The 22,342-nt window shown below is 74.6% G+C and carries 17 protein-coding genes and 1 pseudogene; 7 read left to right on the top strand and 11 right to left on the bottom strand.

Annotation, left to right across the window (positions count from 1 at the left end; all coding sequences use genetic code 11):
• Positions 1 to 576, bottom strand: a pseudogene (locus tag ACFQSB_RS38550) (hypothetical protein); the annotation flags it as partial.
• A complete protein-coding gene (gene sigK / locus ACFQSB_RS38545) occupies positions 573 to 1,163 on the bottom strand; it encodes an ECF RNA polymerase sigma factor SigK (RefSeq protein WP_354920846.1) in 591 nt (196 codons plus the stop codon). The gene sigK and the pseudogene ACFQSB_RS38550, both read right to left, overlap by 4 nt.
• 212 nt (positions 1,164 to 1,375) lie before the next feature.
• Here sigK and ACFQSB_RS38540 point away from each other — a divergent pair, with 212 nt between their 5' ends.
• The gene (locus ACFQSB_RS38540; protein WP_354846755.1) at positions 1,376 to 1,906 is read left to right on the top strand and encodes an HAD domain-containing protein; all 531 of its coding nucleotides are present in this window, start codon (positions 1,376 to 1,378) and stop codon (positions 1,904 to 1,906) included.
• Between the two features lie 3 nt (positions 1,907 to 1,909).
• Here the strand turns inward: ACFQSB_RS38540 and ACFQSB_RS38535 are convergent, their stop codons facing one another.
• On the bottom strand, positions 1,910 to 3,283 hold the full coding sequence (locus ACFQSB_RS38535; protein ID WP_380832166.1) for a GH1 family beta-glucosidase: 1,374 nt from the start codon (positions 3,281 to 3,283) through the stop codon (positions 1,910 to 1,912).
• 193 nt (positions 3,284 to 3,476) lie between these two features.
• Between ACFQSB_RS38535 and ACFQSB_RS38530 the strand changes: the two genes are divergently transcribed.
• The 6 genes from ACFQSB_RS38530 to ACFQSB_RS38505 all read left to right on the top strand — a co-directional run bounded on the left by ACFQSB_RS38530 (position 3,477) and on the right by ACFQSB_RS38505 (position 12,002).
• Positions 3,477 to 4,586: a glycerophosphodiester phosphodiesterase gene (locus tag ACFQSB_RS38530; RefSeq protein WP_380832164.1), complete on the top strand. Its 1,110-nt coding sequence runs from the start codon at positions 3,477 to 3,479 to the stop codon at positions 4,584 to 4,586.
• 669 nt (positions 4,587 to 5,255) lie between these two features.
• Positions 5,256 to 6,488: a glutamate-cysteine ligase family protein gene (locus ACFQSB_RS38525; protein WP_380832163.1), complete on the top strand. Its 1,233-nt coding sequence runs from the start codon at positions 5,256 to 5,258 to the stop codon at positions 6,486 to 6,488.
• Complete coding sequence (gene egtB / locus ACFQSB_RS38520) at positions 6,485 to 7,786, top strand: ergothioneine biosynthesis protein EgtB (RefSeq protein WP_380832161.1); 1,302 nt, start codon at positions 6,485 to 6,487, stop codon at positions 7,784 to 7,786. Before ACFQSB_RS38525 ends, egtB begins: the two co-directional genes overlap by 4 nt.
• Complete coding sequence (egtC, locus tag ACFQSB_RS38515; RefSeq protein ID WP_354846767.1) at positions 7,787 to 8,497, top strand: ergothioneine biosynthesis protein EgtC; 711 nt, start codon at positions 7,787 to 7,789, stop codon at positions 8,495 to 8,497. It begins immediately after the preceding gene.
• 33 nt (positions 8,498 to 8,530) lie between these two features.
• Positions 8,531 to 9,559 (top strand): L-histidine N(alpha)-methyltransferase, encoded by a 1,029-nt coding sequence (gene egtD / locus ACFQSB_RS38510; RefSeq protein WP_380832159.1) that lies wholly within the window; start codon positions 8,531 to 8,533, stop codon positions 9,557 to 9,559.
• Between the two features lie 283 nt (positions 9,560 to 9,842).
• Positions 9,843 to 12,002, top strand: a complete 2,160-nt coding sequence (locus ACFQSB_RS38505; protein WP_380832157.1) for a hypothetical protein — start codon at positions 9,843 to 9,845, stop codon at positions 12,000 to 12,002.
• A 23-nt stretch (positions 12,003 to 12,025) separates the two neighbouring features.
• On the opposite strand, the gene ACFQSB_RS38500 is transcribed toward ACFQSB_RS38505, so the two are convergent.
• From ACFQSB_RS38500 to ACFQSB_RS38465, 8 genes are all read right to left on the bottom strand, one after another.
• Positions 12,026 to 12,910: a TauD/TfdA dioxygenase family protein gene (locus tag ACFQSB_RS38500; RefSeq protein WP_380832155.1), complete on the bottom strand. Its 885-nt coding sequence runs from the start codon at positions 12,908 to 12,910 to the stop codon at positions 12,026 to 12,028.
• A gap of 49 nt (positions 12,911 to 12,959) precedes the next feature.
• The gene (locus ACFQSB_RS38495) at positions 12,960 to 13,778 is read right to left on the bottom strand and encodes an ABC transporter ATP-binding protein (RefSeq protein WP_380832153.1); all 819 of its coding nucleotides are present in this window, start codon (positions 13,776 to 13,778) and stop codon (positions 12,960 to 12,962) included.
• On the bottom strand, positions 13,765 to 14,823 hold the full coding sequence (locus tag ACFQSB_RS38490; RefSeq protein ID WP_380832151.1) for a taurine ABC transporter substrate-binding protein: 1,059 nt from the start codon (positions 14,821 to 14,823) through the stop codon (positions 13,765 to 13,767). The genes ACFQSB_RS38495 and ACFQSB_RS38490 overlap by 14 nt, the downstream gene beginning before the upstream one ends.
• Positions 14,824 to 14,850: 27 nt before the next feature.
• Positions 14,851 to 15,738: an ABC transporter permease gene (locus ACFQSB_RS38485; RefSeq protein ID WP_380832149.1), complete on the bottom strand. Its 888-nt coding sequence runs from the start codon at positions 15,736 to 15,738 to the stop codon at positions 14,851 to 14,853.
• Positions 15,739 to 15,908: 170 nt separating this feature from the next.
• A complete protein-coding gene (locus ACFQSB_RS38480; RefSeq protein WP_380832147.1) occupies positions 15,909 to 16,664 on the bottom strand; it encodes a class I SAM-dependent methyltransferase in 756 nt (251 codons plus the stop codon).
• Entirely contained in the window at positions 16,649 to 17,644 is a 996-nt protein-coding gene (locus ACFQSB_RS38475; protein WP_354846786.1) for an aminoglycoside phosphotransferase family protein, read from the bottom strand. Before ACFQSB_RS38475 ends, ACFQSB_RS38480 begins: the two co-directional genes overlap by 16 nt.
• A complete protein-coding gene (locus ACFQSB_RS38470; RefSeq protein WP_380832145.1) occupies positions 17,641 to 20,067 on the bottom strand; it encodes an ATP-binding protein in 2,427 nt (808 codons plus the stop codon). The genes ACFQSB_RS38475 and ACFQSB_RS38470 overlap by 4 nt, the downstream gene beginning before the upstream one ends.
• A 340-nt stretch (positions 20,068 to 20,407) precedes the next feature.
• Positions 20,408 to 22,339, bottom strand: coding sequence for an FUSC family protein (locus ACFQSB_RS38465; protein ID WP_380832143.1), 1,932 nt, complete (start codon positions 22,337 to 22,339; stop codon positions 20,408 to 20,410).
• Positions 22,340 to 22,342 lie beyond the last annotated feature (3 nt).

Genomic DNA, 22,342 nt, shown 5'->3' with positions numbered 1-22,342 from the left:
CAGGAAGGCGGCGGCCAGCCCGGTCGCCACGCGCGGCGCCCAGGCGGCCCGGCTCGCCGCCCGCCACCCCGACCGTCTGCCGCTCCCCCGGCCGGGCCCCTGCCCCGGCCCGGGGAACGGCGCCGGCCCCCCTGGCCCGGCCCCCGGCGAATCGGAACCGGGGCCCCCCACGGACCCCGCACCGCCCCGGGAACCGGAACCGTCAAGTGAAGCGGGAGCACCCGGAAAGCCGGGGCCTCCCAGGGGATTCGCGCCACCGGCCGGGGCGGGGCCCGGGCCGGGCGGGGGCTGGACGGGGAAGGAGAGCGGGCCCCTGCCGGGGGCCGGGTCGGCGGCGGGGACCGGCGGGAGCTGGCGGACCATGCCGATCTCGGCCATGACGCGCCCGCGCAGGCGAGCCGGCGGCTCCACCGCGAGCGCGGCGCCCAGGCGGGCGGCGGCCTCGCGCAGCCCGCGCGCCTCCAGCTCGCACTCCGGGCACCGGGACAGGTGCTCCTCGAACGCCTGACGCTCGGCGGCGTCCTCGACCGCGCGCAGCGCGTACGCCCCGGCCAGCGTGTGCGGATCGCCGCTCATCGTTCCACCCCCAGGCAGTCGCGCATGCGGATCAGTCCGTCGCGCATCCGGGTCTTGACCGTCGCCAGCGGCACCTTCAGCAGCTCGGCGACCTCGCGGTAGGTGTATCCGCCGTAGTAGGCGTAGGTGACCGACTCGCGCTGCAGCTCGGTGAGGCCGCCCAGGCAGCGGCGCAGCCGTTCCTGCTCCAGGGTCGTCTCCACCGACTCGGCGACGTCGTCGTAGGGTCGGCGCACCTCCAGCCGGGCCACGCGGTCCTCGCGGTCGATCGCCGCCTGCGCCGCGCGCACGCGGTCGACGGCGCGGTGGTGGGCGATGGTCATCACCCACGCCATGCCCGAGCCGCGCGCGGCCTCGAAACGGGCCGCGGACCGCCACACCTCGATCAGCGCCTCCTGGGCGACCTCCTCGGCCTGGGCCGGGTCGCGCAGCACCCGCAGGGCCACGCCGTACACGGCGGGCGCCACCATGTCGTAGACCTGCTCGAAGGCGGCGCGGTCTCCCCGCGCGAGCCGTCTCAGCAGCTCCTCCAGACCCGGCCGGTCGTGCCGGCCGCCGTCCAGTGGCACGGCTCGTGTCGGCCTCATGCCTTCTTCTCCAACCGTCGGCGTGGACGCGGACACCACTACTTCGGCGCAGAAGGCCCCGTGGATTGCGCGGGAGCCGATCGAGTCGCGGAATCCACCGCCCGCGCCTCCGGTGACGGCCACGGAGCCGGTGGTGAGGCCGTAGTTTGAGAACGACCCGCCCGGCGTGGCGGCATCATGGGTCCCGGCACCGGACGACCGAGGAGAGGCACGTGACCAAGCGTCCCCTTGTACTGCTGGACGTGGACGGGGTGCTCAACCCCGCCCGGCGGCCCACGTTGCGGCTGCGGCGGTACGAGTGCGTCCTGGACGGCCACACCTACACCGTCCTGCTGAACTCCCGGCACGGCGCCAAACTGGCCGAGCTGGCCCGCGACACCGGGGCCGAGCTGGCGTGGGCCACCACCTGGGAGCACCACGCCAACGAGCACATCGCCCCGCGCCTCGGCCTGCCCGCGCTGCCGGTCATCACGGTCAACAGCGACCCCGGCAGCCGTGCCGGGGAGCACTTCAAGACCCGCCACGTCGCCGAGTACGTGGCGGGCCGCCCGTTCGTCTGGTTCGACGACAGCCTGGGCGCCCACGACTGGCAGTACCTCAAGGACCACCCGGCGGTCGGGGAGTTCCTGCTGGTGGAGGTGGACCCGCGCACCGGCCTGACCGACGGGCACCTGACGCGGGCCCGCGACTGGCTGGCCGGCCGCACCGCCTCCGGCGCCGGGCTGCGGCCCCTGCCGCCCTGAGCCTCAGCCGGCCCGTCCGATGTGGTCGCGCAGCCAGCGGTAGCTGGCCTTGGGCGTGCGCCGCTGGGTCTGGTAGTCGACGTGCACGAGCCCGAAGCGCGCCGCGTAGCCGCGCGCCCACTCGAAGTTGTCGATCAGCGACCAGCAGAAGTACCCGCGTACGTCCACGCCCGCGGCGATCGCCCGCCGGGCCGCGGCCAGGTGGTCGCGCAGGTAGTCCACCCGGCCCTGGTCGTCCAGCTCGTCCCGCCCCCCGTAGCCGTTCTCGGTGATCAGGACCGGCGGCAGCGCCGGGTAGCGGGCGGCCAGCCCGGTGAGGGTCTCGTACAGCCCGTCCGGCTCGACCGGCCAGCCCAGCCCGTTGGTGCGCCCGCCCTCGGGGGTCACGCCGCTCACCCCGAGGTCGAACGCGGAGCGCCGCGCGGGGTCGGGCTCATCGTAGGGCGCCGCCGCGGCGTGGATCCGGTAGTAGTAGTTCAGGCCGAGGAAGTCCAGCGGGGCGCCGATGACGGCCAGGTCGCCGTCCGCGCGGAAGGAGAAGTCGCTGATGTGCCCGAAGGTCTCGGCCATGTCGGCGGCGTAGGCGCCGCCGAACAGCGGCTCGGTGAACTGCCGGTTGACCAGCAGGTCCATCCGGCGGGCCGCCGCGTGGTCCTCGGGGGTGCCGGCGGCCGGCGCGGTGGGCGACATGTTGATCGTCACGCCGACCCGCTCGTCCCCCCGCGTGCGCAGCCGCGGCACGGCCAGGCCGTGGGCGAGCAGCAGGTGGTGGGCGGCGGCCAGGGCGCCGTGGCCCTCCTTGGCGCCCGGGGCGTGCCGGCCCTCGCCGTAGCCGACGATCGAGGAGCAGTACGGCTCGTTGAGGGTGATCCAGTGGCGGACACGGTCGCCCAGCGCACCGTGCACGATCTCGGCGTAGTCGGCGAACCGCTCGGCGGTGTCGCGGGCCCGCCAGCCGCCGAGGTCCTCCAGCGCCTGCGGCAGGTCCCAGTGGTAGAGGGTCACGTACGGCTCGATGCCGCGTTCGAGCAGCGCGTCGGCCAGGCGCCGGTAGAAGTCCAGGCCGCGCTCGTTGACCTGGCCGGAGCCGGTGGGCAGCACCCGCGGCCAGGCCACCGAGAACCGGTAGGCGTCCACGCCGAGGCCCGCCATCAGCTCGACGTCCTCCGGCCAGCGGTGGTAGTGGTCGCAGGCCACCTCGCCGGTGTCCCCGCCGGCGACCGCGCCCGGGACGCGGCAGAAGACGTCCCAGATGGACGGTCCTCGCCCGTCCTCGTCCGCCGCGCCCTCGATCTGGTAGGCGGCGGTCGCCGTGCCCCAGACGAATCCGGGCGGGTAGGCCGCCGGGCCCGTCCGCCGTCCCTGTGTCACGCTCATCCCTCGATCGCTCCTGACGTGGTCCGCCGATGCCGCGCCGCCCCGCGCCTCGCGGGGCGGGTGCGGTCGCCAGAACGGTACCGGCCGCCGGGAGGGCCCGCCGGGCCGGGACATCGTTAACCGCTGCGCCACTTCGGGTACAGATCTCGCCGTTAGCGTGCCCCGCGACGACGAGAGAGTTGGGGTGTGCCCGATGGTGAGGAAGTTCATGGCCGGCGCGCTGGCCGTTCTGGCGGGCGGGGTGGCGCTGGTCGCCCTGCGGCCGGAGATCGCGACGGCCGACAGGCGGGGGCACGAGCAGCGCGGCGCGCTGGTCATCGGGCACCGGGGCGCGAGCGCGATCAGGCCCGAGCACACGCTGTTGTCCTACGAGGCGGCCATCAAGCTCGGGGCCGACTACATCGAGCCCGACCTGGTGTCCACCAAGGACCACGTGCTGGTGGCGCGGCACGAGAACGAGATCTCCCAGACCACCGACGTCGCCGCCCACCCCGAGTTCGCGGGGCGCAAGACGACCAAGACGATCGACGGCGCGGCGGTGACCGGCTGGTTCACCGAGGACTTCACGCTGGCGGAGCTGCGCACGCTGCGGGCCAAGGAGCGCATCCCCGACCTGCGGCCGGACAACACCGCCTTCGACGGGCTGGCGCAGATCCCGACGTTCGAGGAGGTCGTCCGGCTCGCCCAGAAGAACGGCGTGGGCGTCTACCCCGAGACCAAGCACCCGACCTACTTCGCCTCGATCGGCCTGCCTCTGGAGGAGCCGCTGCTGGCCACCCTCAGGCGGTACGGATGGGACGGCGAGCGGGCGCCGGTGTTCGTCCAGTCGTTCGAGACCGGCAACCTCAAGCGGCTGCGAGAGGTGACCCGGCTGCGGCTGGTCCAGCTCATCAACGGAAGCGGCGCGCCGTACGACCTGGTGGCGGCCGGCGACCCGCGCACCTACGCCGACCTGGTCACCCCCGAGGGCCTGCGGGAGATCTCCCGGTACGCCGACGCGGTGGGCGTGGCGACCAGCCGCATCGTGCCGACCGGCGCGGACGGCCGGCTGCTGGCGCCGACGAGCCTGATCAAGGACGCGCACCGCCGCGGGCTGCTGGTGCACACCTGGACGATCCGCCCGGAGAACTCGCAGCTGCCGGTCGACTACCGGCTCGGCGACCCGGCCGGCCCCGCCTTCGCCGGCGCGACCGGCGACGTCATGGGCTGGCTGGAGCGGCTGCTGACGCTCGGGGTGGACGGGGTGTTCTCCGACGACCCGGGCATCGCCCGCGCGGTCCGCGACCGCCTGCTGGAGGACTGAGCCCGGCCGGCCCGCTCGCGGGCCGGCCGGAAAGCCGGCAGGAAGGCTCCCGGGTCTCCCGGAAGCTCCCCGCCCCCGGAGGCCGTCCGGACCTCCGGGGGCGTTCGCATGTCCGAGGCCCGTCGATGGTCGATCTTATCCTTCACATATATCCGTAGATCAGAGTCTTTGAGTCGATCGTCCCATTTGTGCTTTATTGCGGGTAGTGACCGGGTACCAGACGCTTAGCAGGACACCCCGGTGATCGGAGACACGGAGGTCCGCAGGCGGTCAACCCATCCCATCGGTCCGCTCGATCTCGCCGAGGCCGCAGGACGGCCCGGCCGCACCTCACCACCGCGCGAGGCCCGAGGCCTCGCCAACGGCCCCTACATCCTGACCTTGCACACCCAGCCCGTCCCTGACGGGAGGGCACGGGTACGCCGCCCGTCCGCCACCGCTCGCACGGCCGCGTCCGGCCGCGCGCGATCGCGCCCGCCTCGCGCGGGCGGCCACCGCCGCGAACCTCGCGCGCGCCGCCACAGGTCGCTCCCACGCCACCGCACGCCCCCACGACCCTCGTCGACCCTTGCGAACCCTCGCGAACCGCCGTGAATCCTCGTGAACCGCCGTGAACGAAGGAGGCCGTCCAGCTTCGCCGCCGACCGTCCCACCCGCCAAGGAGGGCCCATGACCGGTACGGAGAACAGCGACGCGCGGGTCCGCGGCCCGGCGGAGGTGGAGGAGTTCGCACGGCGGTGCTTCCAGGGCACCCCCGGCGACCGCGTCGGCGTCGAGCTGGAGTTCCTGGTCTTCGACCGCGAGGACCCCTCCCGGCACGTCCGGGTCGAGCGGACCGCCGAGGCGCTCCCCACGCTCGCCGGAGGCAGCGCCGTGAGCTTCGAGCCCGGCGGCCAGCTGGAGCTGTCCGGCCCGCCCGGCGCCCTGCCCGACGCCGTGCGAGCCCTGGCCGCCGACGTCGCCTCCGTCCGCGCGGCTCTGCGCGAGGAGGGCCTGGTGCTGGCCGGGATGGGCCTGGACCCGGTGCGGACGCCGCTGCGCCAGCTACGCCAGCCCCGCTACGAGGCGATGGCCGAGCTGCTCGGCGTGCCCTACGGGCCGATCATGATGTGCCTGACCGCGTCGGTCCAGGTCAACGTGGACTTCGGCGCACGGCCCGCGGAGCGCTGGGATCGCGCCGTGCGCCTCGGCCCGCTGCTCAGCGCCTGCTTCGCCAACTCCCCCATCCTGGACGGGCGCCCGTGCGGGTGGATGTCGGGCCGCCAGGCCGTGTGGCTGCACCTGGACCCGACCCGTACCCACCCGGTCGTCTCCGGCGACGACCCGGCCGCGGCGTGGGCGCGCTACTTGATGGACGCCCGCCTCATGCTCGTCCCGGAGAAACGCCCGCGCCGCACCACCCCGCCGAACCGGGCCACCTTCGGCCGGTGGCTGAAGGCGCCCCGCCTCGGCGGCCACCCGCCCACGGCCGCCGACCTGGCCTACCACGCGACGACGGTGTTCCCGCCGGTCCGGCCGCGTGGATGGCTGGAGATCCGCTACCTGGACGCCGCGCACCCCCGCTGGTGGCCGGCCTGCGTCGCGGTGACCTCGGCGCTGCTGCTGGACGACCGGGCCGCCGACGCCGCGCTCGCCGCGGCCGAGCCCTTCGCCGGCCGCTGGTGGCAGTGCGCGCAGGCCGGCCTCGGCGACCCGCGGATCAGGCGCGCCGCGGAGGCCTGTTTCCTGGCCGCCGCCGAGGCGCTGCCCCGCCTGGGCGCCGGGCCCGGCCTGATCGCGGGCGTGGAGTCCTTCGCCGAGCGTCACGTGGTGCCCGGGCGCTCGCCGGCGCTGGACCTGCTGCGCGCCCGCGACCGAGGCACGGGCCCGCTGCCCTGGACCGGCGAGGAGGTGCCGGCGTGAGCGGGCTGAAGGAGCGGATCGCCGCCGAGCTCGAGGCGGGACGGGCCAGGTCGCTGGCCTACACCGACGTGGACGACGAGGTGCTGGTGCGCCAGCACTCCCCCATCATGTCCCCCCTGGTGTGGGACCTGGCCCACGTCGGCAACTACGAGGAGCTGTGGGTGCTGCGCGAGGCCGGGGGGCTGACCCCGCTGCGCCCGGAGATCGACGAGATGTACGACGCGTTCGCCCATCCCCGCGGGGAGCGGCCCGCGCTGCCGCTGCTGCACCCGGACGAGGCCCGCGCGTACATCGCCGGCGTGCGGGGCCGGGTGCTGGACGTGCTGGACGCCGCCGACCTGTCCCGCCCGGACCCACTGTGCTCGCAGGGCCTGGTGTTCGGGCTGGTCATGCAGCACGAGCACCAGCACGACGAGACGATGCTGGCCACCTTGCAGCTGTGCGGGCTGCCGGGGCTGGTGCGCGACGGCGACCTGCCCGCCGGACGGCCGGCGGGCGCCGCCGAGGTGCTGGTCCCGGCCGGCCCGTTCATCGCCGGGACCGGCACGCTGCCGTGGGCCTACGACAACGAGCGGCCCGCCCACCGGGTCGACCTGCCGGCCTACTGGATCGACCGCTTCCCGGTGACCTGCGGCGCCTACGCCGCGTTCCTCGACGACGGCGGCTACGAGGACCCGCGCTGGTGGAGCCCGGGCGGCTGGGAGTGGCGGGTCCGCCGGGAGGTCCGGGCGCCGCTGTTCTGGACGCGCGAGGCCGGCGCGTGGTGGCGCACCCGGTTCGGGCGGCCCGAGCCGGTGCCCGCCGAGGAACCGGTGCAGCACGTGAGCTGGTTCGAGGCCGACGCCTACGCCCGCTGGGCCGGAAGGCGGCTGCCCACCGAGGCCGAGTGGGAGAAGGCGTGCGGATGGGATCCCCGCGCCGGACGGGCCCGCGCCTACCCGTGGGGGGACGCCGAGCCCGGGCCCCGGCACGCCAACCTCGGGCACAGGGCGTCGCGGCCCGCGCCCGTGGGCGCCTTCCCCTCCGGGGCGAGCCCGTGCGGCGCCGAGCAGATGATCGGGGAGGTGTGGGAGTGGACCTCGTCCTGCTTCCTGCCCTACCCGGGCTTTCGCGCCTTCCCCTACCGGCAGTATAGCGAGGTGTTCTTCGGCGACCACTACCGGGTGCTGCGCGGCGGCTCGTGGGCCACCCATCCCTCGGCGGTCCGCACGACGTTCCGCAACTGGGACCTTCCACACCGCCGGCAGATCTTCGCCGGGTTGCGGTGCGCCCGCCCGGCCGCGCCCGGGGAGGCGTAGATGTGCCGGCACGCGGCCTGGCTCGGCGCCCCGCGCCCGCTGGCGTCGCTGCTGCGCGACCCCGGGAACGGCCTGCTGCGCCAGTCGTACGCGCCGCGCCTGCAACGGTGCGGCGCGGTCAACGCCGACGGGTTCGGCGTCGGCTGGTACGACGCCCACCGCCGTGAGCCGGTGCGCTACCGGCGCTCGGTGCCCATCTGGTCCGACGCCAACCTCCCCGGGCTGGCCGCGATCGCCCGCTCGGGCTGCCTGATGGCGGCGGTCCGCTCGGCCAGCCCGGGCATGCCGGTCGAGGAGACGGCGACCGCGCCGTTCACCGAGGGGCCGTGGCTGCTCAGCCACAACGGGCGGGTGTCGCGGTCCGCGCTCGGCCCGCTCATCGACGGCCGGGAGCCCGAGAGCGCCTGCGACTCGGCGTGGGTGGCCGCGGCGGTGTTCGCCCGGCTCGGCCGGGGCGCCCCGCTGTGCGAGGCGGTGGGCGAGGTGGTGGCGGGCGCCGGGACGGCCGACCCCGGGGCCCGGCTTAACCTGCTGGTCAGCGACGGGGACGCGGTGGCCGCGACCGCGTGGAACGAGACCCTGTTCGTCCACCTCGGCCAGGGAGTGCTGCTGGCCAGCGAGCCGCTGGACGAGCGTCCCGGCTGGGAGCCGGTCCCGGACCGGCACCTGGTGCTGGCCACCCCCGACGGCGTCCGCGCCGACCCTCTCTGACCGGCCCGCCAACCGTCACACCAGGAGGCCCGCGTGTCCGTCACCCAGATCCCGCTGCCGTTCCTGTACACGGTCAACCACCTCGGCCCCGACCACCTGCGCCGCGCGCTGGCCGAGGACGTCCGCGCCGGGCTCACCTCGGCGCCCAAGTGGCTGCCGCCCAAGTGGTTCTACGACGCCACCGGGAGCGAGCTGTTCTCCCGGATCACCCGGCTGCCGGAGTACTACCCGGCGCGCCGGGAGACGGCCATCCTGCGCGAGCACGCCGAGGAGATCGCCGCGCTGTCCGGCGCCGACACGCTGGCCGAGCTCGGCTCGGGCACCAGCGAGAAGACCGGGCTGCTGCTGGGCGCGCTGTCGCGGGCCGGCACGCTGAAGACCTACATGCCGGTCGACGTGGACGCCGCCACCCTGGACGCGGCGGCCCGCCGGGTCGCCTCCGCCCATCCCGGCCTGGCCGTGTGGGCGATCTGCGCCGACTTCGAGCGGCACCTGGCCCGGTTGCCGCGCATCGGCCGGCGGCTGGTCGCCTTCCTCGGCGGCACCGTCGGCAACCTCGACGACCGGGCCCGGGCGTCGTTCCTGTCGGAGCTGCACACCACCCTGTCCCCCGGCGACGGCCTGCTGCTGGGCGCCGACCTGGTGAAGGACACCGGGCGGCTGGTGGCCGCCTACGACGACGGCGCCGGGGTGACGGCGGCCTTCAACCGCAACGTGCTCGCCGTGATGAACCGCGAGCTCGGCGCCGACTTCGCCCCGCAGGCCTTCGAGCACGTCGCTCTGTACGACGGCCGGCTGCACCGCGTCGAGATGCGGCTGCGGGCCACCCGTCCCATGCGCGTCCACTTCCGCGAGCCGGCGCTGACGGTGCCCTTCCGGGCCGGGGAGGAGATGCGCACCGAGATCAGCACGAAGTTCTACCGCTACCGGCTGGAGCGCGAGTTGCAGCGCGCCGGGTTCGCGGTGTCCCGCTGGTACACCGACCCGGCGCAGGACTTCGCCGTGGTCCTGGCCTTCGTCCCGGAACCGCGCGGAGGTGGAGCCGACCGCCACCACACATAACTTTGTGGAATTTTCCTGACATTGACCACATCCGGCGGTTTCTGGGGAACAAACCATAAGAGACGAGGGATTCCGGCAAGCAGGGAAACCCATGGCTCTGTGCCGGTATGCGGTCGAAATGGTGGTGGCCCGCGCCCCGCCCCTGGTGAACGGGCATCCCTCAGCGGGTCACCCCATGCGGCCTTTGCCGCGAACCGGATATATGCTTTGTCATCACTCTGGCGTTTCGCCGTCGGTATCCCTCGACGCGTATACCGCAAGACCGGCCGAGGAGGTTCGCAGGGTGTCGGCGCAGGAAAGACGCCTCTCGGCGATCGGAGAGGCCGCGGCCGGTGTCCTCCGCACCACGGCCTACCACCTCGTCCGCGCCGAAGACGTCGCCGCGGCCGTGCGGCTCTCCCGCGAGGGCCACAGCGGGCGGCGCAGCGCGGTCTGGCTCTACAACGAGGTCAAGAGCCGCAGGGTGCTGGTGGCCCTCGCCCTGGACCACGCCTTCGCCGAGTTCGCCGAGCGCAACGGCCCGCAGGAGCCGCCCTCGGTGCCGGCCAGCCTGGTCGAGGCGCGCGACCAGGTCACCCAGGCGCTGCTGCTGGTCGCCCGCTTCCACCGCGCCGAGTCCTTCCTCACCCAGCAGGTCCAGCTCGGCATCGGCGACATCGCCACCTCCGAGAAGCGCCAGTCCGCGCCGCAGGAGCCGCCGAGCTGGCCCGGCAGCGCGATCGGGCGGGTCGCCTCCGCCGGCTGGGCCGGCCGCGTGCTGGCCTACGCCCGCCATCTGGCCCCCGTGCTCGCGGCGGCGGCCCAGGCGGTGTGCCCGCCGCCGCCCGGATGGGCGGAGTCCTGCGCCGAGAAGCTCTCCGACCTGGCCTTCGACGCCCTCACCGACGACCCCGACGGTCCGGTGGACCGTCAGGCGGCGGCGCTGGGCGCCCACTGGTACGAGCGGCACCTGGTGCCCCTCGCGGGGTCGTGGATCAACGACCTGGACGTGGCCGAACGCGTCCTGGACCTGGCCCGCCGCTCGGCGCCCGGCACCCGGGCCGAGACCGACGCCCAGGCCGGCGTCCTGCGCTCGGTCGCCGACACCGGCATCCTGCTGCGCCGCGCCGCCGACGAGGCCGCCGAGCTGACGCGCCTGCTGCCCCGGCCGGGCGAGCCGGGCGGCGACCTGAGCTCGCTGTGCGACGTGCACGGCCGCCGCGGCCTGGCCCTGGCCAGGTACGGCGATCTCGAGGCCGCACGCGCGTGCCTCATGGACTGCCTGGCCGTCGCCGAGAACGAGCTGGCCGCGCGGGAGCCGGCCGAGGGCGTCGCGTACGCCGCCCGGGCGCGGCACAACCTCGGCGAGCTGCTGATGGAGGCCGGCCGGCCCGCCGAGGCCGCCCAGCTGATCGAAAGGGCCCGGTCGGCCCGCGCAGAGGGCGCCTCCCCCGGCGCGGGCCTGTCCCCGGCCTGGCGCCGCTACACCGTGACCGCCCAGGCGGCCGCCCGCGCGGCGGCGCGCTCCGGCGACGTCGTGGCGGGGCTGCGCCTGGCCGAGGCCGTGGTGACCGACCGGCAGGCCCGCCTCGGCGAGCCGGGCGACATCAACGTGGTCGCCGCGCGGGTGTCGCTCGCCGAGACCCTGCTGGAGGCGGGCCAGCCGATCGAGGCGCGCCACCTGCTCCAGGAGGCCCGCCGCCACCGCGCCGAACTGCTGCAGCCGATCGCCTACTGGCCCAACTACGACACCGTGCGCCTCGCCCAGGTGGAGCTGGCCCTGCGCGAGCCCGCCACCGTCCTGCGGCTGCTCGAACGCTCCCCCGTCCTTTCCGAGTGGTTCGCCGCGCACGTGTCGTTCCGGCTGTGGGCCGAGGCGCGCATCGCGCACGGGCTGGCCACCGCCCTGGCCGGCGACGCGGCGGCGGCGCGCGCCGCGCTGGCCGAGCTGGCCGGCCGGCTGGAGGGGGGCCCGGGCGGCGAGGCGCTCACGGCCGCCGCGCGGCGCGCCCTGGCCGAGGCCGAACTCATGGGAGGCGACGCCGAGACCGCCGCCGGCCTGCTGACCAGGGTGCGAGAGTGCGAGGCCGTCCCGGGCGATCCCCCGGGCCGCGCGCGGACGCTGCTGCTCGCCGCCCGCTGCGAGGACGCCCGCGGCGACGACGCGGCGGCCGGCCGCCACCGCGCCGCGCTCACGGCCCTGGCCGGGGGCGGGCTGGACCCGTCGCATCCGCTGCTACTGGAGGGCCGCTACGACGAGGCGGTGCGCCGCTTCGAGACCGGCCGCTTCGAGGGCCTGGACGCCCTGCTCGCCCCGCTGCTGGACCGCACTCCCCTCGCCCACGGCCGGCCCGCCCTGGGCGAGGGGCATCCGCTGCTGCTCAAGGCCATGGTGCTCGCCGACCGCAGCGGCGCCGTCCACCTGCCACGCGTCCCGCGCCAGGTGCTGTGGGAGGACGCCTGAACCGCCGCGCCTGACGGGCACCGCTATGCCGTGACGGGGCCGGACGGCCCGACCGGCCGGTCGCCGCGCAGCGTGATGCGGTGCATGACGCGGTGCGCGGCGCCGTAGTCGCGGTTGGCGTAGTGGGAGGTGCTGCGGTTGTCCCACATGGCCACGTCGCCGGCCCGCCACCGGTGACGCACGATGTGCTCGGGCTTGGTCAGATGGGCGTAGAGCAGATCGAGGATGCCGCGGCTCTCGGCCTCGGAGACGCCGACGATGTGGGAGGTGAAACCGGGGTTGACGAAGATGCCCTTGCGCCCGGTCTCGGGGTGGACGCGGACCACCGGATGCTCCACCGGGTCAAGGCGGGTGACGGTCTCGCCCTCCCACACGTTGCCCCTGCCGCCGCGCCGCTGGGCGAGGTAGTAGCCGAACTCCCGGTTGCCGTCGTGCACCGCGGTCAGCCGGTCCACCAGGTCGCGCACCGGCCGCGACAGCGAGTCGTAGGCGAGCTGGCCGTCGGCCCAGCTGGTGTCGCCGCCGGACTCCGGCAGCCGCACGGCGCGCAGGATGGAACCGAGCGGCGGGCGCGGCATGAAGGTGACGTCGGTGTGCCACACGTCCGCGAAGCCGTTGTCGGCGCTGTCGATGGCGTAGATCTCCGGGTGGGCCTCGTCCACGCCGGCGACGACCGGGTGGGAGGGGGTCAGCTCGCCCAGCCGCCGCCCGAGGGCGATCTGGCCGTCCTCGTCGAGGCCCTGTCCCCTGAAGAACAGCACCTTGCGCTCGACGAGCGCGGCCCGCACGGCGGCCAGCTCGGCGTCGGTCGCGGCGGCCAGGTCCAGCCCGAGGACCTCGGCCCCGAAGGCGGGTCCGAGCGGGTCGAGCGTCAGCGTCGCGGCCGGGTGCTCTGTGGTGGAGGTCATCTCGTTGCTCCGTTCCGGTCGTACGGCGGTGCGGTGGGTGGCCGCCGGGTCAGGCGGCGGCGCGGACGGCGTGGCCGATCTCGGCGCGCAACGCGGCGTACCGTGGCAGGCCGCGCAGCTCGTCGGGTTCCAGCCCGGTCCTCGGCAGGTCGACCTCGACGTCGAGGGCGACGCGCCCGGGGCGGGCGCTCAGCACGATGACGCGGCTGCCGAGGAACACCGCCTCGTCGATGCTGTGGGTGACGAACACCGAGGTGCGTCCGGTCTCGGCGCTCATCCGGCGCAGGTCCTCCTGCAGCCGCTCGCGGGTGAGGGCGTCCAGCGCGGCGAACGGCTCGTCGAGCAGCAGCAGCGGGTCGTCGCCGGCCAGGGCGCGGGCGATCGCGACGCGCTGCCGCTGGCCGCCGGAGATCTCCCAGACGCGGCGTGCGGCGACATCGTGCAGGCCCACCCGCCGCAGCAGCTCCCCAGCCCGTCGGGGGCGCTCCTGGCGGGGCACCCCGGCGTAGCGCAGCGCGAGCTCGACGTTGCCGCCGACGGTCTTCCAGGGGAACAGCCGCGGCTGCTGGAAGACGACGCCGGCCCCCTTGCCGGGCACCGGCGCGGCGCCGGCGACGCGGACCGTCCCGGCGGTGGGCGGCTCGAAGCCGGCGACCAGCCGCAGCAGCGTGGTCTTGCCGCAGCCCGAGGCGCCGACCAGGACCAGGAAGGCGCCGTCGGCGACGGTCAGCGACAGCGGCCCGAGCGCGGGGACGGCGCTCGCGCCCCGGCCGTAGACGTGCTCCACCTCGCGCACCTCCACGGCGGCGCGCTCGGAGGGGCGGGCGACGTCCGGGGCCGCCGTGCCCGTGGTGTCAGGAGAGGGCATCGGGAAGCCCCTTGTTGTAGATGGCGTCGCCCACGGTCGCCAGGTCGGGCACCGCGTCGATCTTCTGCTGGGACTTCAGGAACTCCGCGGCGCTGAGCAGGTCGCGGGCGAGCCCGCCGGGCTTGCCGGGCGTGCCCAGCCACTCGGGGCCCGGCAGGTCGGCGGGCTTGAGGAACACGCCGAGGTCGAGCTGGTGCCCGGCGTCGGCGGGGCTGATGTTGAGCTCGGCTCCGACGGCCGCCGCCGCGGCGGCGCGGTCGCTCGCGAGCAGGTCCAGCGCCCTGGCCTCGGCCCTGCGCCAGGCGTCGACCGCGTCGGGGTGGGCCTGCGCGAACGCGGTGGACACCACGCCGAGGTCCAGGGTGGGCTTGCCCGCCGTGGCCAGCTCGCGGCTGGTGACCAGCACCTTGCCGTTCTTCTTCAGGGTGTCCAGCACCGGCAGCCACACGTAGGCCGCGTCGATGTCGCCGCGCGTCCAGGCCGCCAGGATGTCCTGCGGCTCCAGGTCGACGACGGTCAGCTCCGACTCGTGGACCTTGGCCCGGTCCAGGGCGGCGAGCAGGCTGTAGTGGGAGGTGGAGGCGAAGGGGCTGGCCACCTTCTTGCCGCGCAGCCCGGCCACCGAGGTGACGCCGCTGCCGTCGCGGGCGACCAGGGCCTCGTTGTCACCGGCCACGTCCAGGACGAAGGCCACCTGGTAAGGGATGTTCAGCGGCGCCGACAGCCCGCGGGCCACCGGGCTGGAGCCGATGGCGGCGATGTCGACGCTCTTGGCGACGAACGCGGTGTTGATGTCGGCGCCGGAGTCGAACTTGGTCCAGGTGATGCGGTAGCCGGGCAGCGCCTCCTCCAGCCAGCGCTTGTTCTTCACGATGAGGTCGCCGCTGGGGAACGCCTGGTAGGCCAGGCGGATGGTCTTGCCCGCCGCGGAGGCGCCGCCGCCGGGCCCGCCCGAGGCGGTGCCGTCGCCGCAGGCGGCCAGCAGGCAGGCCGCCAGGGCGATCGCGGCCAGGGGCAGCAGGCGGCGCGGGCCTGTTCCGGTCATTTCGGGGGTTTCCTTTCAGGGCGCGGCTCAGGCGCGGCCGCGCCAGGGGATGAGCCTGTGCTCCAGCAGGCGCAGGGCGCCGTCGATCACCAGGCCGGAGATGCCGATGGCGAGCAGCCCGAGCACCACGACGTCGGTCTGCAGGTAGCGCTGGGCGTCGCGGACCATGCCGCCGATGCCGGGAACGCCGTTGATGGTCTCCGCCGCGACGACCGAGGAGTAGGCGATGCCCACGGCCAGCCGCACGCCGGTGAAGATCTCCGGCAGGGCGCTGGGCAGCACGACGTCGCCGATGACGTCCCGCCGCCGCGCGCCGAGGGCCCGCGCCGCCTCCACCAGCTCCCCGGGGGCGCCGTAGACGGCCGACGCGGTGGCGACGGCGACCGGCGGGAGCGCGGCGATGGTCAGCAGCCACAGCTTGGGGCTCTCGTCGATGCCGAACCAGATGACCAGCAGGCTGAAGTAGGCCAGCGGCGGCAGGGCGCGGACGAAGGTGACCACCGGCTCGGCCACCACGCGGATCCAGGACACGGTGCCCATGACCACGCCGAGCGCGAGCCCGGCCGCGACGCCGAGCACCGAGCCGATCAGGATGCGGCGCAGGCTCACCGCCAGGTGCTCCACGAGCAGGTGGCCGCTGTACCCCCGGACGCCGTCGTGGACGGTGGAGGTGAGCACGAACTGGTCCCACACCGCCCTGGGCGGCGGGATGAAGGAGGGGTTGCGCATGGCGACGGCCACGAGCTGCCACAGCACCAGCAGGACCACCAGCGACAGCAGGCGCGCGCCGAGCCGGCGCACCCGTCCCCGGCGCGCCTTCCGCGCGCCCGCCGACGGTCCGGGACCACGCTCCACGCCCGCGCCGCCGGTCCGGCCGGGACCGGACGCGCCCACGGCATCGGAGCGAACGGACACCGACGAGCTCACCGGCTCCCCCACCGACAGACCAGCATCTTCATAGGTATTTCCTACCGTAAATACATGAATTACGCAACGGTCTGGCCCGGCCCCGCGGTCAGGGCGCGATGCGCACCGGAAAGACCGCACGGCAGGACGGCGTCAACGCGGGACGGGCCGAGGTGTGCTCAGGAGTAGACGACGAGATCCATGGCGCTGGTGATGGGCCCACTGTCCGGGGAGCGGGCGGCGTCCTTCCTCAAGCGTTCGAGCCCCTCGGCGAACCGGTCGTCGCTCAGGCGGCGCAGCGGGCTGTGCGCACGCAGCGCCACCTGGCCGGCGAACGCGGCCAGGGTCGGCGCCGAGGTCTGGACGACCGTGTCGCGGCGCTCGGCGGCCATCCCGGCCCGTTCCAGCGCGCGCGTCAGGGCCGCCAGAGCACGGCCTCTCTCCTCGGCCAGGACGACGAGGTCGGGAAAGTAGGTATGGAACAGCGTCGTCCGCTCGGCGTCGTGGAAGGCGCCGCGGACGACGAGCCGGCCCCCGGGGACCAGAACCCGGCGCACCTCGGCGGCGCACCGGTCGAAGTCCTCGATGTGGTGGACCACCTGGGAGGCCCAGATCGCCTGGAAGGCCCGGGACGCGCATGGGACGGCCTCGGCCCGGCCGCCCACCACACCGACGTCGGGGCCGGCCGCGGCCGCCGCGACCGCGCGCATCTCCGCCGAGGGCTCGACGGCGACCACCCGTACGGAGAAGTGCCCGGCCAGCGCGCGGGAGAAGCGGCCCGTGCCCGCCCCCAGGTCGAGCACCGGGCCCCCAGAGACGGCGATGCAGGGCGCCACGGCGCGCATCCACACGGCCACCGTCTCCTCGGGAAGCCGGCGACCGTCCACGTAGTTGCGCGCCAGCTCGCCGCGGAAACGGATCACCGCCGCGCCCACCGCTGCAGGGTGGCCTCGACCTGGTCCTCCTCGGCCCGCGGGGAGACGCCCCAGTGGCGGTAGGCGTTGTTGAGCTTCTCGGTGAGCTTGGCGACCAGCTCGGGCTCGGGTTCGGGGGCGGAGTCGGGATCGACGAACAGCTGGGCGTAGCGGACGGTGTCCACGACGGCCGACTTGATCTGCTCGTGGGCCAGGTAGACCTCCATGTCGTGCTCCCAGCCGAGGATGTGCCCGGGGGGCATGGCGCGGGCCCACAGCTCGACGACGCGGTCGCGCTCGGCGCGCAGATAGCCCATCTTGTGCAGGTGCACGGCCATCTCGTAGACCGGATCACCCCAGAGGGCGAGCTCCCAGTCGAGGAAGACCGTCCGCCCGTCGTCCACGATCATGTTCTTGCGGTGGATGTCGGCGTGCACGCACACCAGGGGGCGGGCGGTCATGCCCGGCCACAGCGCCTCGGCGGCGGCCACCGGGTCCGCCGGGACCTTGAACGCGGAGTACAGCCAGGCGTACTCGGTGGCGAAGCTGGAGTACACCCACCGCGTCAGGTCCGACAGCCGGCGCCCGAACCCCTGGGTGTCCTCCCCCACCGGCCAGTCGGGCGGCAGGGACGGGAGCTTCTCGCGCGGGATCTCGGCCAGTTGGGTGAGCAGCCGGACGACGTCCCCGGGCACATGCCCGGGGACCGGGACGCCGCGGGGGGCGAGGTCGTTGAGCACCCGGCCGTGGATGAACTGGTGCACCTGGAAGAGCGGGGCCGCAGAAGTGTGCAGCAGCCGCGGCGCGTCGGCGACATAGGGCGCGATCGCCGGCAGGACCTCATCCTCGCGCCACAGGCGCAGGTCCATGACGTCCGCGCCGTCGATGGGGATACGGACGTTCACGGGCCCGTCGGGCGTGGGCACGCGGACGTTCTTGTTGTAGTAACCGGCGGCGGCGTCCAGGTGCGCCCGGGCGGTCTCGTACAGTTCCATCGTCATCGGTGTCCTCCCAGGACCGATTCGATCAGATCGGCCATGCGGGACTCCAGTGCCGGAAGCGAGTCGAGCGGCTCTATCTGGCCGCGCGCCTCATCGGCGGCCCGAGCCACCTGCTCGTCGGGCAGGTCGATGCGCTCCAGCGTCTGGTGCGCGGCCACGATCAGCGTGGGGTAGACCTCCGAGGCGATGAACTCCTCGGCCGCCCAGACCAGCGCCCTGGCCGCCCGCTCGGGCGAGCCCTGGAGGACGTGCAGCAGCGCGCGGAACAACTCGGCCCTGGCCCGGCCCGACCGGTAACCCGCCCGGTCGAGGTACTCGCAGGCCAGCGCGAAGGAGTCGGAGGACGCCCGCAGCTCGCCGAGGCGCATCTGCGCCAGGGCGAGCCCGGTGTAGGTCTTGCCGAGCTCGTGCAGCGCGGCGAGCTCCTGCTGCTGCGCGATCGCCTCGCCCGCCAGGCGCAGAGCCGCCGCCGGGTCGTCCCAGGCCGCCAGCTCGACCCGGTTGGTGGCGATGTTGGCCAGCCCCACCACCGACCCCGACCGCGCGTAGCAGGCGTGGGCCTCCTCCAGCCGCGCGGCGGCCTCGGCGAAGTCGAGGTGGAAACGGCGGCCGAGGTGCATCAGCCGCAGCACGTCACCGCGCAGCACCCAGTCGTCCTCGGGGGCGTCCCTCAGCACCTGCTCGGCCAGGGAGAACGCGGTGGCGAACCGGCCCTGCCACATGGGGACCTCGGCCACCCACAGTCCGGCGATCGGGCGGACCGGCCCCCGATGCCGCTCCCAGACGCGGGTGTAGACCCGGCCCGCCTCGGTGGTGTCGCCGGCGATGCGCATGGCGTGTGCCGCGGCCATCGCCAGCCGCGCCTGGGCCGTGCTGCCGACGGCGGGGGCCGGGCCGAGATCGGCCAGCGCGGCGGCCTGCCCGGCGTCGCCCATGGTGATCGCGGCCTCGACGGCCAGACAGCGGGCGGCCTCCGCCAGCTCCCCGTGCAGGCCGAGTTCGGTCAGGTCGGCGAGGATGCCGTCGCCCGCCTGCTTGCCGCCGCGCCGGATGCTGCGGTCGGCGTAGTCCAGCAGGTCCTCGGCGCTCAGCGCCCCGGCGCGCACCCCGTGGTACACCGCCTCGCGCAGGGCCGTCCCGTCGCCCGCGGCGGCGCGGGCGTCCCAGGCCGCGCGCAGGTGGGCGTGCACCTCCCGGGTGGCTTCGGGGCTGAGCCGCGCCCGCAGCGCGACCACCATCAACTGGTGGAGCCGCAGGCCGTGCTCCCCGGCGGGGTAGACGAAGGAGTAGGCGGTCAGCGACTCCCATGTGAAGCGGTCGGCGGGCAGGTCGTAAGCCTGGGCGAGGGTGTGGAAGATCTCGAAGTCGAAGGTCCTGGCGACGCTCAGCAGCTCCAGCAGCCGCACCTCGGCGGGGGCGACGTGGTTGAGGAACCGCTGCAAGATCTCCTCCATGGACACCGCCCGCGCGCTGCCCGCCTGGGTGTCCAGCGCAAGGTGCAGGTAGAAGGGCAGGCCCTGGGACGCCTGGGCGATGACGACGCCCTCGGAGATGCCGGCCTGCTGCAGCAGTTCCAGCCGGGCGTCCATCGGCAGCCCGCCCATCTTGCACTCGTTGACGATCTCGGCCCACTCGGGATGGTGGACCTGCCAGCCGAGCGGCTCGCGGCTGCCCACGACCACCAGACCGCGATCGAGCTGGGCGATCAGGTCGCGCAGCCACGCGTCGGCGCTGGACACCCGCCCGGTCTTCACCGGAATGGGGACCAACGCCTCGTAGGCGTCGACGAAGACCACGCACGGCGTGCCGCCGGAGGCCCGCAGGTCTTGGGCGAACAGGTAGGTGACGGCGTCCAGCACGTCGGTGTTGGACAGCTCGTCCAGCCGCTGGAGGACCTCGTCGTCCTTGATCACCCGTCGGTGACGGACCGAGGAGCGCGCACGCTGCGCGAGTTTCAGCAGCCCGACCGCGGTGCCGAACACCGGCAGGCCGGAGGTCTCGTCGAGGATCGAGGTGAGGATCTCGCTCTCGTCGGCGAACGGGAGTTCCGCCTGGCTGATCTTCAGGTGCGGATGCAGGCGCTGCCACAGGACGGCGTAGGCGATGTCGAAGTGGTCGAAGATCACGCCTTGCCGGCCGAGCTCCATGCGCAGGACCGCGAGGGCGTCCTCCTGCTGGCGCATGGCGGGGACCTGGAGGTCGAGCAGCGCGGTGCGGCAGCCCTCCTGCTCCGCCCGCTTCTTGAGCTCACGCAGCAGCCGCGACTTGCCGATGCCGCCGACGCCGGTCACGTTGAAGACCCGTGGGCCCCGCGCGTCCCCGCGGTCGCGCAATTCCCTCATGAACGCCTCAAGAACGTCCTCGCGGTCGACGAACCGCCTGTCGAGTGCGGCCACCCGCCGGAACCTCGGCTGCAGTGACATCCGGTCTCCTGGGGGAGGGAGTGAATACCAGGGTCCGCCCTTGGCGATGCACATCCTAACCGCCATTTCGCGGGTGTCGGCGTCCTACGCATGTCATGAAATATCTGGAGGTCGCGAAGGTGGCCCGGATTCTCTGCGGGGCTGGTGGGCGGTCGGTTCGCTCGTGGTGGGTGCCGGTCTCCGGGGAATGGCGAAAGCGGGGGACATACGCGAATAGAGTGCGGCAAAGCCGAAGAAGAGGGACGAATACCGCTTATTACGAGTAAGCGGCATTAGGCACTATCGGTCGCATTCATCGGCGGGGACGGACGACGCCGGCCGTCCGGTCAAGGGCGGCCGGTCAGGGGCGGCCGGCCAGGGTGTCGTGCAGGCCGCGGACGGCCTCGGTGATCGGCTCCAGGGGGCCGTCGGCGGTCAGGCGCACCTGGTCGGCCACCGGCCGCCCGGCGCGGACGTGCTCGGCGATCTCCTCCAGCGACGCGGCCGTCCGGCTGACCGCCTGCGGCGAGGGCGCGTCCCGGCCGTGCTCGGTCAGGGCCGCCGTGGCCGCGGTCGCGTCGGCCACCCGCTCGAGCGCGGTCATCGCCGGCAGCCAGGTGGTGACGCGCCTGCTGACCACCGGCGGCTCTGTCAGCGCCCGCTGGAAGACCGTGCGAAGGTCGGCCAGGGCGTCGAACGCCTCGCGGTGCAGCAGCGCGCACGGCGGGCCGCCTTCGAACGCGTGCCGCAGGTAGCGGGCCGTGGCGGCCACCGCGTCGGCGAACGGCGGCCCCACCGGCGCCTCCCAGCTCGCCGGCCAGGGCAGGTAGCCGAACACCAGCACGATGGCGCAGCCGATCAGGGTGTCCACCAGGCGGATCTCCGCCAGCCGCGGCCCCGCGCCGGTCAGAAGGTCGACCAGCAGCACGACCAGCGGCACCTGGAAGGTGGACATCAGCCCCCAGTTGCGCTGCTGGCCGTAGGGCAGGAGCGCGGCGAACAACGCCAGGGGGATGAGGATGCCGGGCCCGTAGGGCACCACGAAGAGCACCAGGGTGCCGAGCATCGCGCCCACGACCGTCCCGATCCCCCGCTGCACCGCCCGGGCGAAGACCGAACCGAAGTCCGGCTTGAGCACCAGCGCGACGGTGAGCATGACCCAGTAGGACCGCTCTATCCAGTGCAGCTCGCTCAGCGCGGCGGCCACTCCCATGCACAGCGCGAGCCTGACCGTGTAGACCCGGGCGAGGTGCCCATACCGCAGTCGCTGCCAGAGCCGGCCGATCCTCGCGCCGGGGCCGGCCGCCTCGCGGACCGGCTCCTGGCCGGAGGGGACCTCGCTCCCTGACACCAGCTCCACGGTGTCGTTCACCGCCGCGCACACCGCCCGTAGCGCGGGCGAGACGGCCTCCAGCCGCTTCGGCCGGCCGGCGGTCCCCTCACCGGCCAGCGCGCCGGCGATCGAGGCGACGGCCTGCGCGATCTCGGGCGCCGGCTCGCGCCCCTCCTCGATGAGCGAGATCAGGGCGTTACGGACGCGGATGGCTTGGTTGAGCAGAGCGACCAGGCGGGTGCGCTCCCGGTCGGGGCCGAGCGCCGCCGACCGGGCGCCGAGCACGGTGTCGTAGGCCTTCTTCAGCGCGGCGTCGAAGGCGGTCAGAGCCTCGGCCCTGCCGGTGTGCCAGCGCTCCAGCAGGCAGGCGAGCGCCCGGTAGGCGCCGGCGACGGCCGATTCCTCGGCGGCGCGGGGACGCAGCGGCCAGCCGGCGACCGACAGCACCATCGCCCAGGCCGCGCCGGCGGCGTAGGCCGACGCCCCGGTCACCGGCCCCTGGGGGAAGGACACGCCGAGGCCGAGCACGGTCATCACCAGCGACTGCAGCCCGCCCAGGGACCCGGCCGCCCCCGAGACGCTGACCAGCGCGGACAGCACCGACACCGCGACGGCCACCAGGACCGTCCACCAGCCGAGCCCGCGTGCGGAGTGGCCGATCATGTACCCGGCCGACCCGCCGCACGCGGCGCCGGCGATGCGGATGACCCGGGCGCGGTAGGAGCCTCCCCGGTCGGCCAGCGCCGCCGCCATGGCCCCCATCGCGGGCAGCAGGCCCAGGGTGAGCCGCCCGGCGGCCAGGGTCGCGATCAGGGGGCCGGTGACGGAGGCCGCCACCCGCGCCATCGCCGCCCAGTCCGGCCGCGCCGGAGCGGGCCGGACCGTCTCCACCAGCCAGCCGGGAGCCGCGCCGGCCAGCCGGTCGGCGGGACGCCGGAAGAGCGAGGACAGCGAGAACACGGG

Source organism: Sphaerisporangium rhizosphaerae, from assembly GCF_042665155.1.
Taxonomy (GTDB): Bacteria; Actinomycetota; Actinomycetes; order Streptosporangiales; family Streptosporangiaceae; genus Sphaerisporangium; species Sphaerisporangium rhizosphaerae.
The sequence above is the reverse complement of the archived record's forward strand: the minus strand, read 5'-3'. Positions and strand labels throughout refer to the sequence as shown.

Coding starts and splice junctions, on each gene's coding strand:
- sigK (WP_354920846.1), bottom strand. CDS start 1,163: ATGAGGCCGACACGAGCCGTGCCACTGGACGGCGGCCGGCACGACCGG.
- ACFQSB_RS38490 (WP_380832151.1), bottom strand. CDS start 14,823: ATGACCGGAACAGGCCCGCGCCGCCTGCTGCCCCTGGCCGCGATCGCC.
- egtC (WP_354846767.1), top strand. CDS start 7,787: ATGTGCCGGCACGCGGCCTGGCTCGGCGCCCCGCGCCCGCTGGCGTCG.
- ACFQSB_RS38470 (WP_380832145.1), bottom strand. CDS start 20,067: ATGTCACTGCAGCCGAGGTTCCGGCGGGTGGCCGCACTCGACAGGCGG.
- ACFQSB_RS38525 (WP_380832163.1), top strand. CDS start 5,256: ATGACCGGTACGGAGAACAGCGACGCGCGGGTCCGCGGCCCGGCGGAG.
- ACFQSB_RS38475 (WP_354846786.1), bottom strand. CDS start 17,644: ATGACGATGGAACTGTACGAGACCGCCCGGGCGCACCTGGACGCCGCC.
- ACFQSB_RS38500 (WP_380832155.1), bottom strand. CDS start 12,910: ATGACCTCCACCACAGAGCACCCGGCCGCGACGCTGACGCTCGACCCG.
- ACFQSB_RS38535 (WP_380832166.1), bottom strand. CDS start 3,283: ATGAGCGTGACACAGGGACGGCGGACGGGCCCGGCGGCCTACCCGCCC.
- ACFQSB_RS38530 (WP_380832164.1), top strand. CDS start 3,477: ATGGTGAGGAAGTTCATGGCCGGCGCGCTGGCCGTTCTGGCGGGCGGG.
- ACFQSB_RS38495 (WP_380832153.1), bottom strand. CDS start 13,778: ATGCCCTCTCCTGACACCACGGGCACGGCGGCCCCGGACGTCGCCCGC.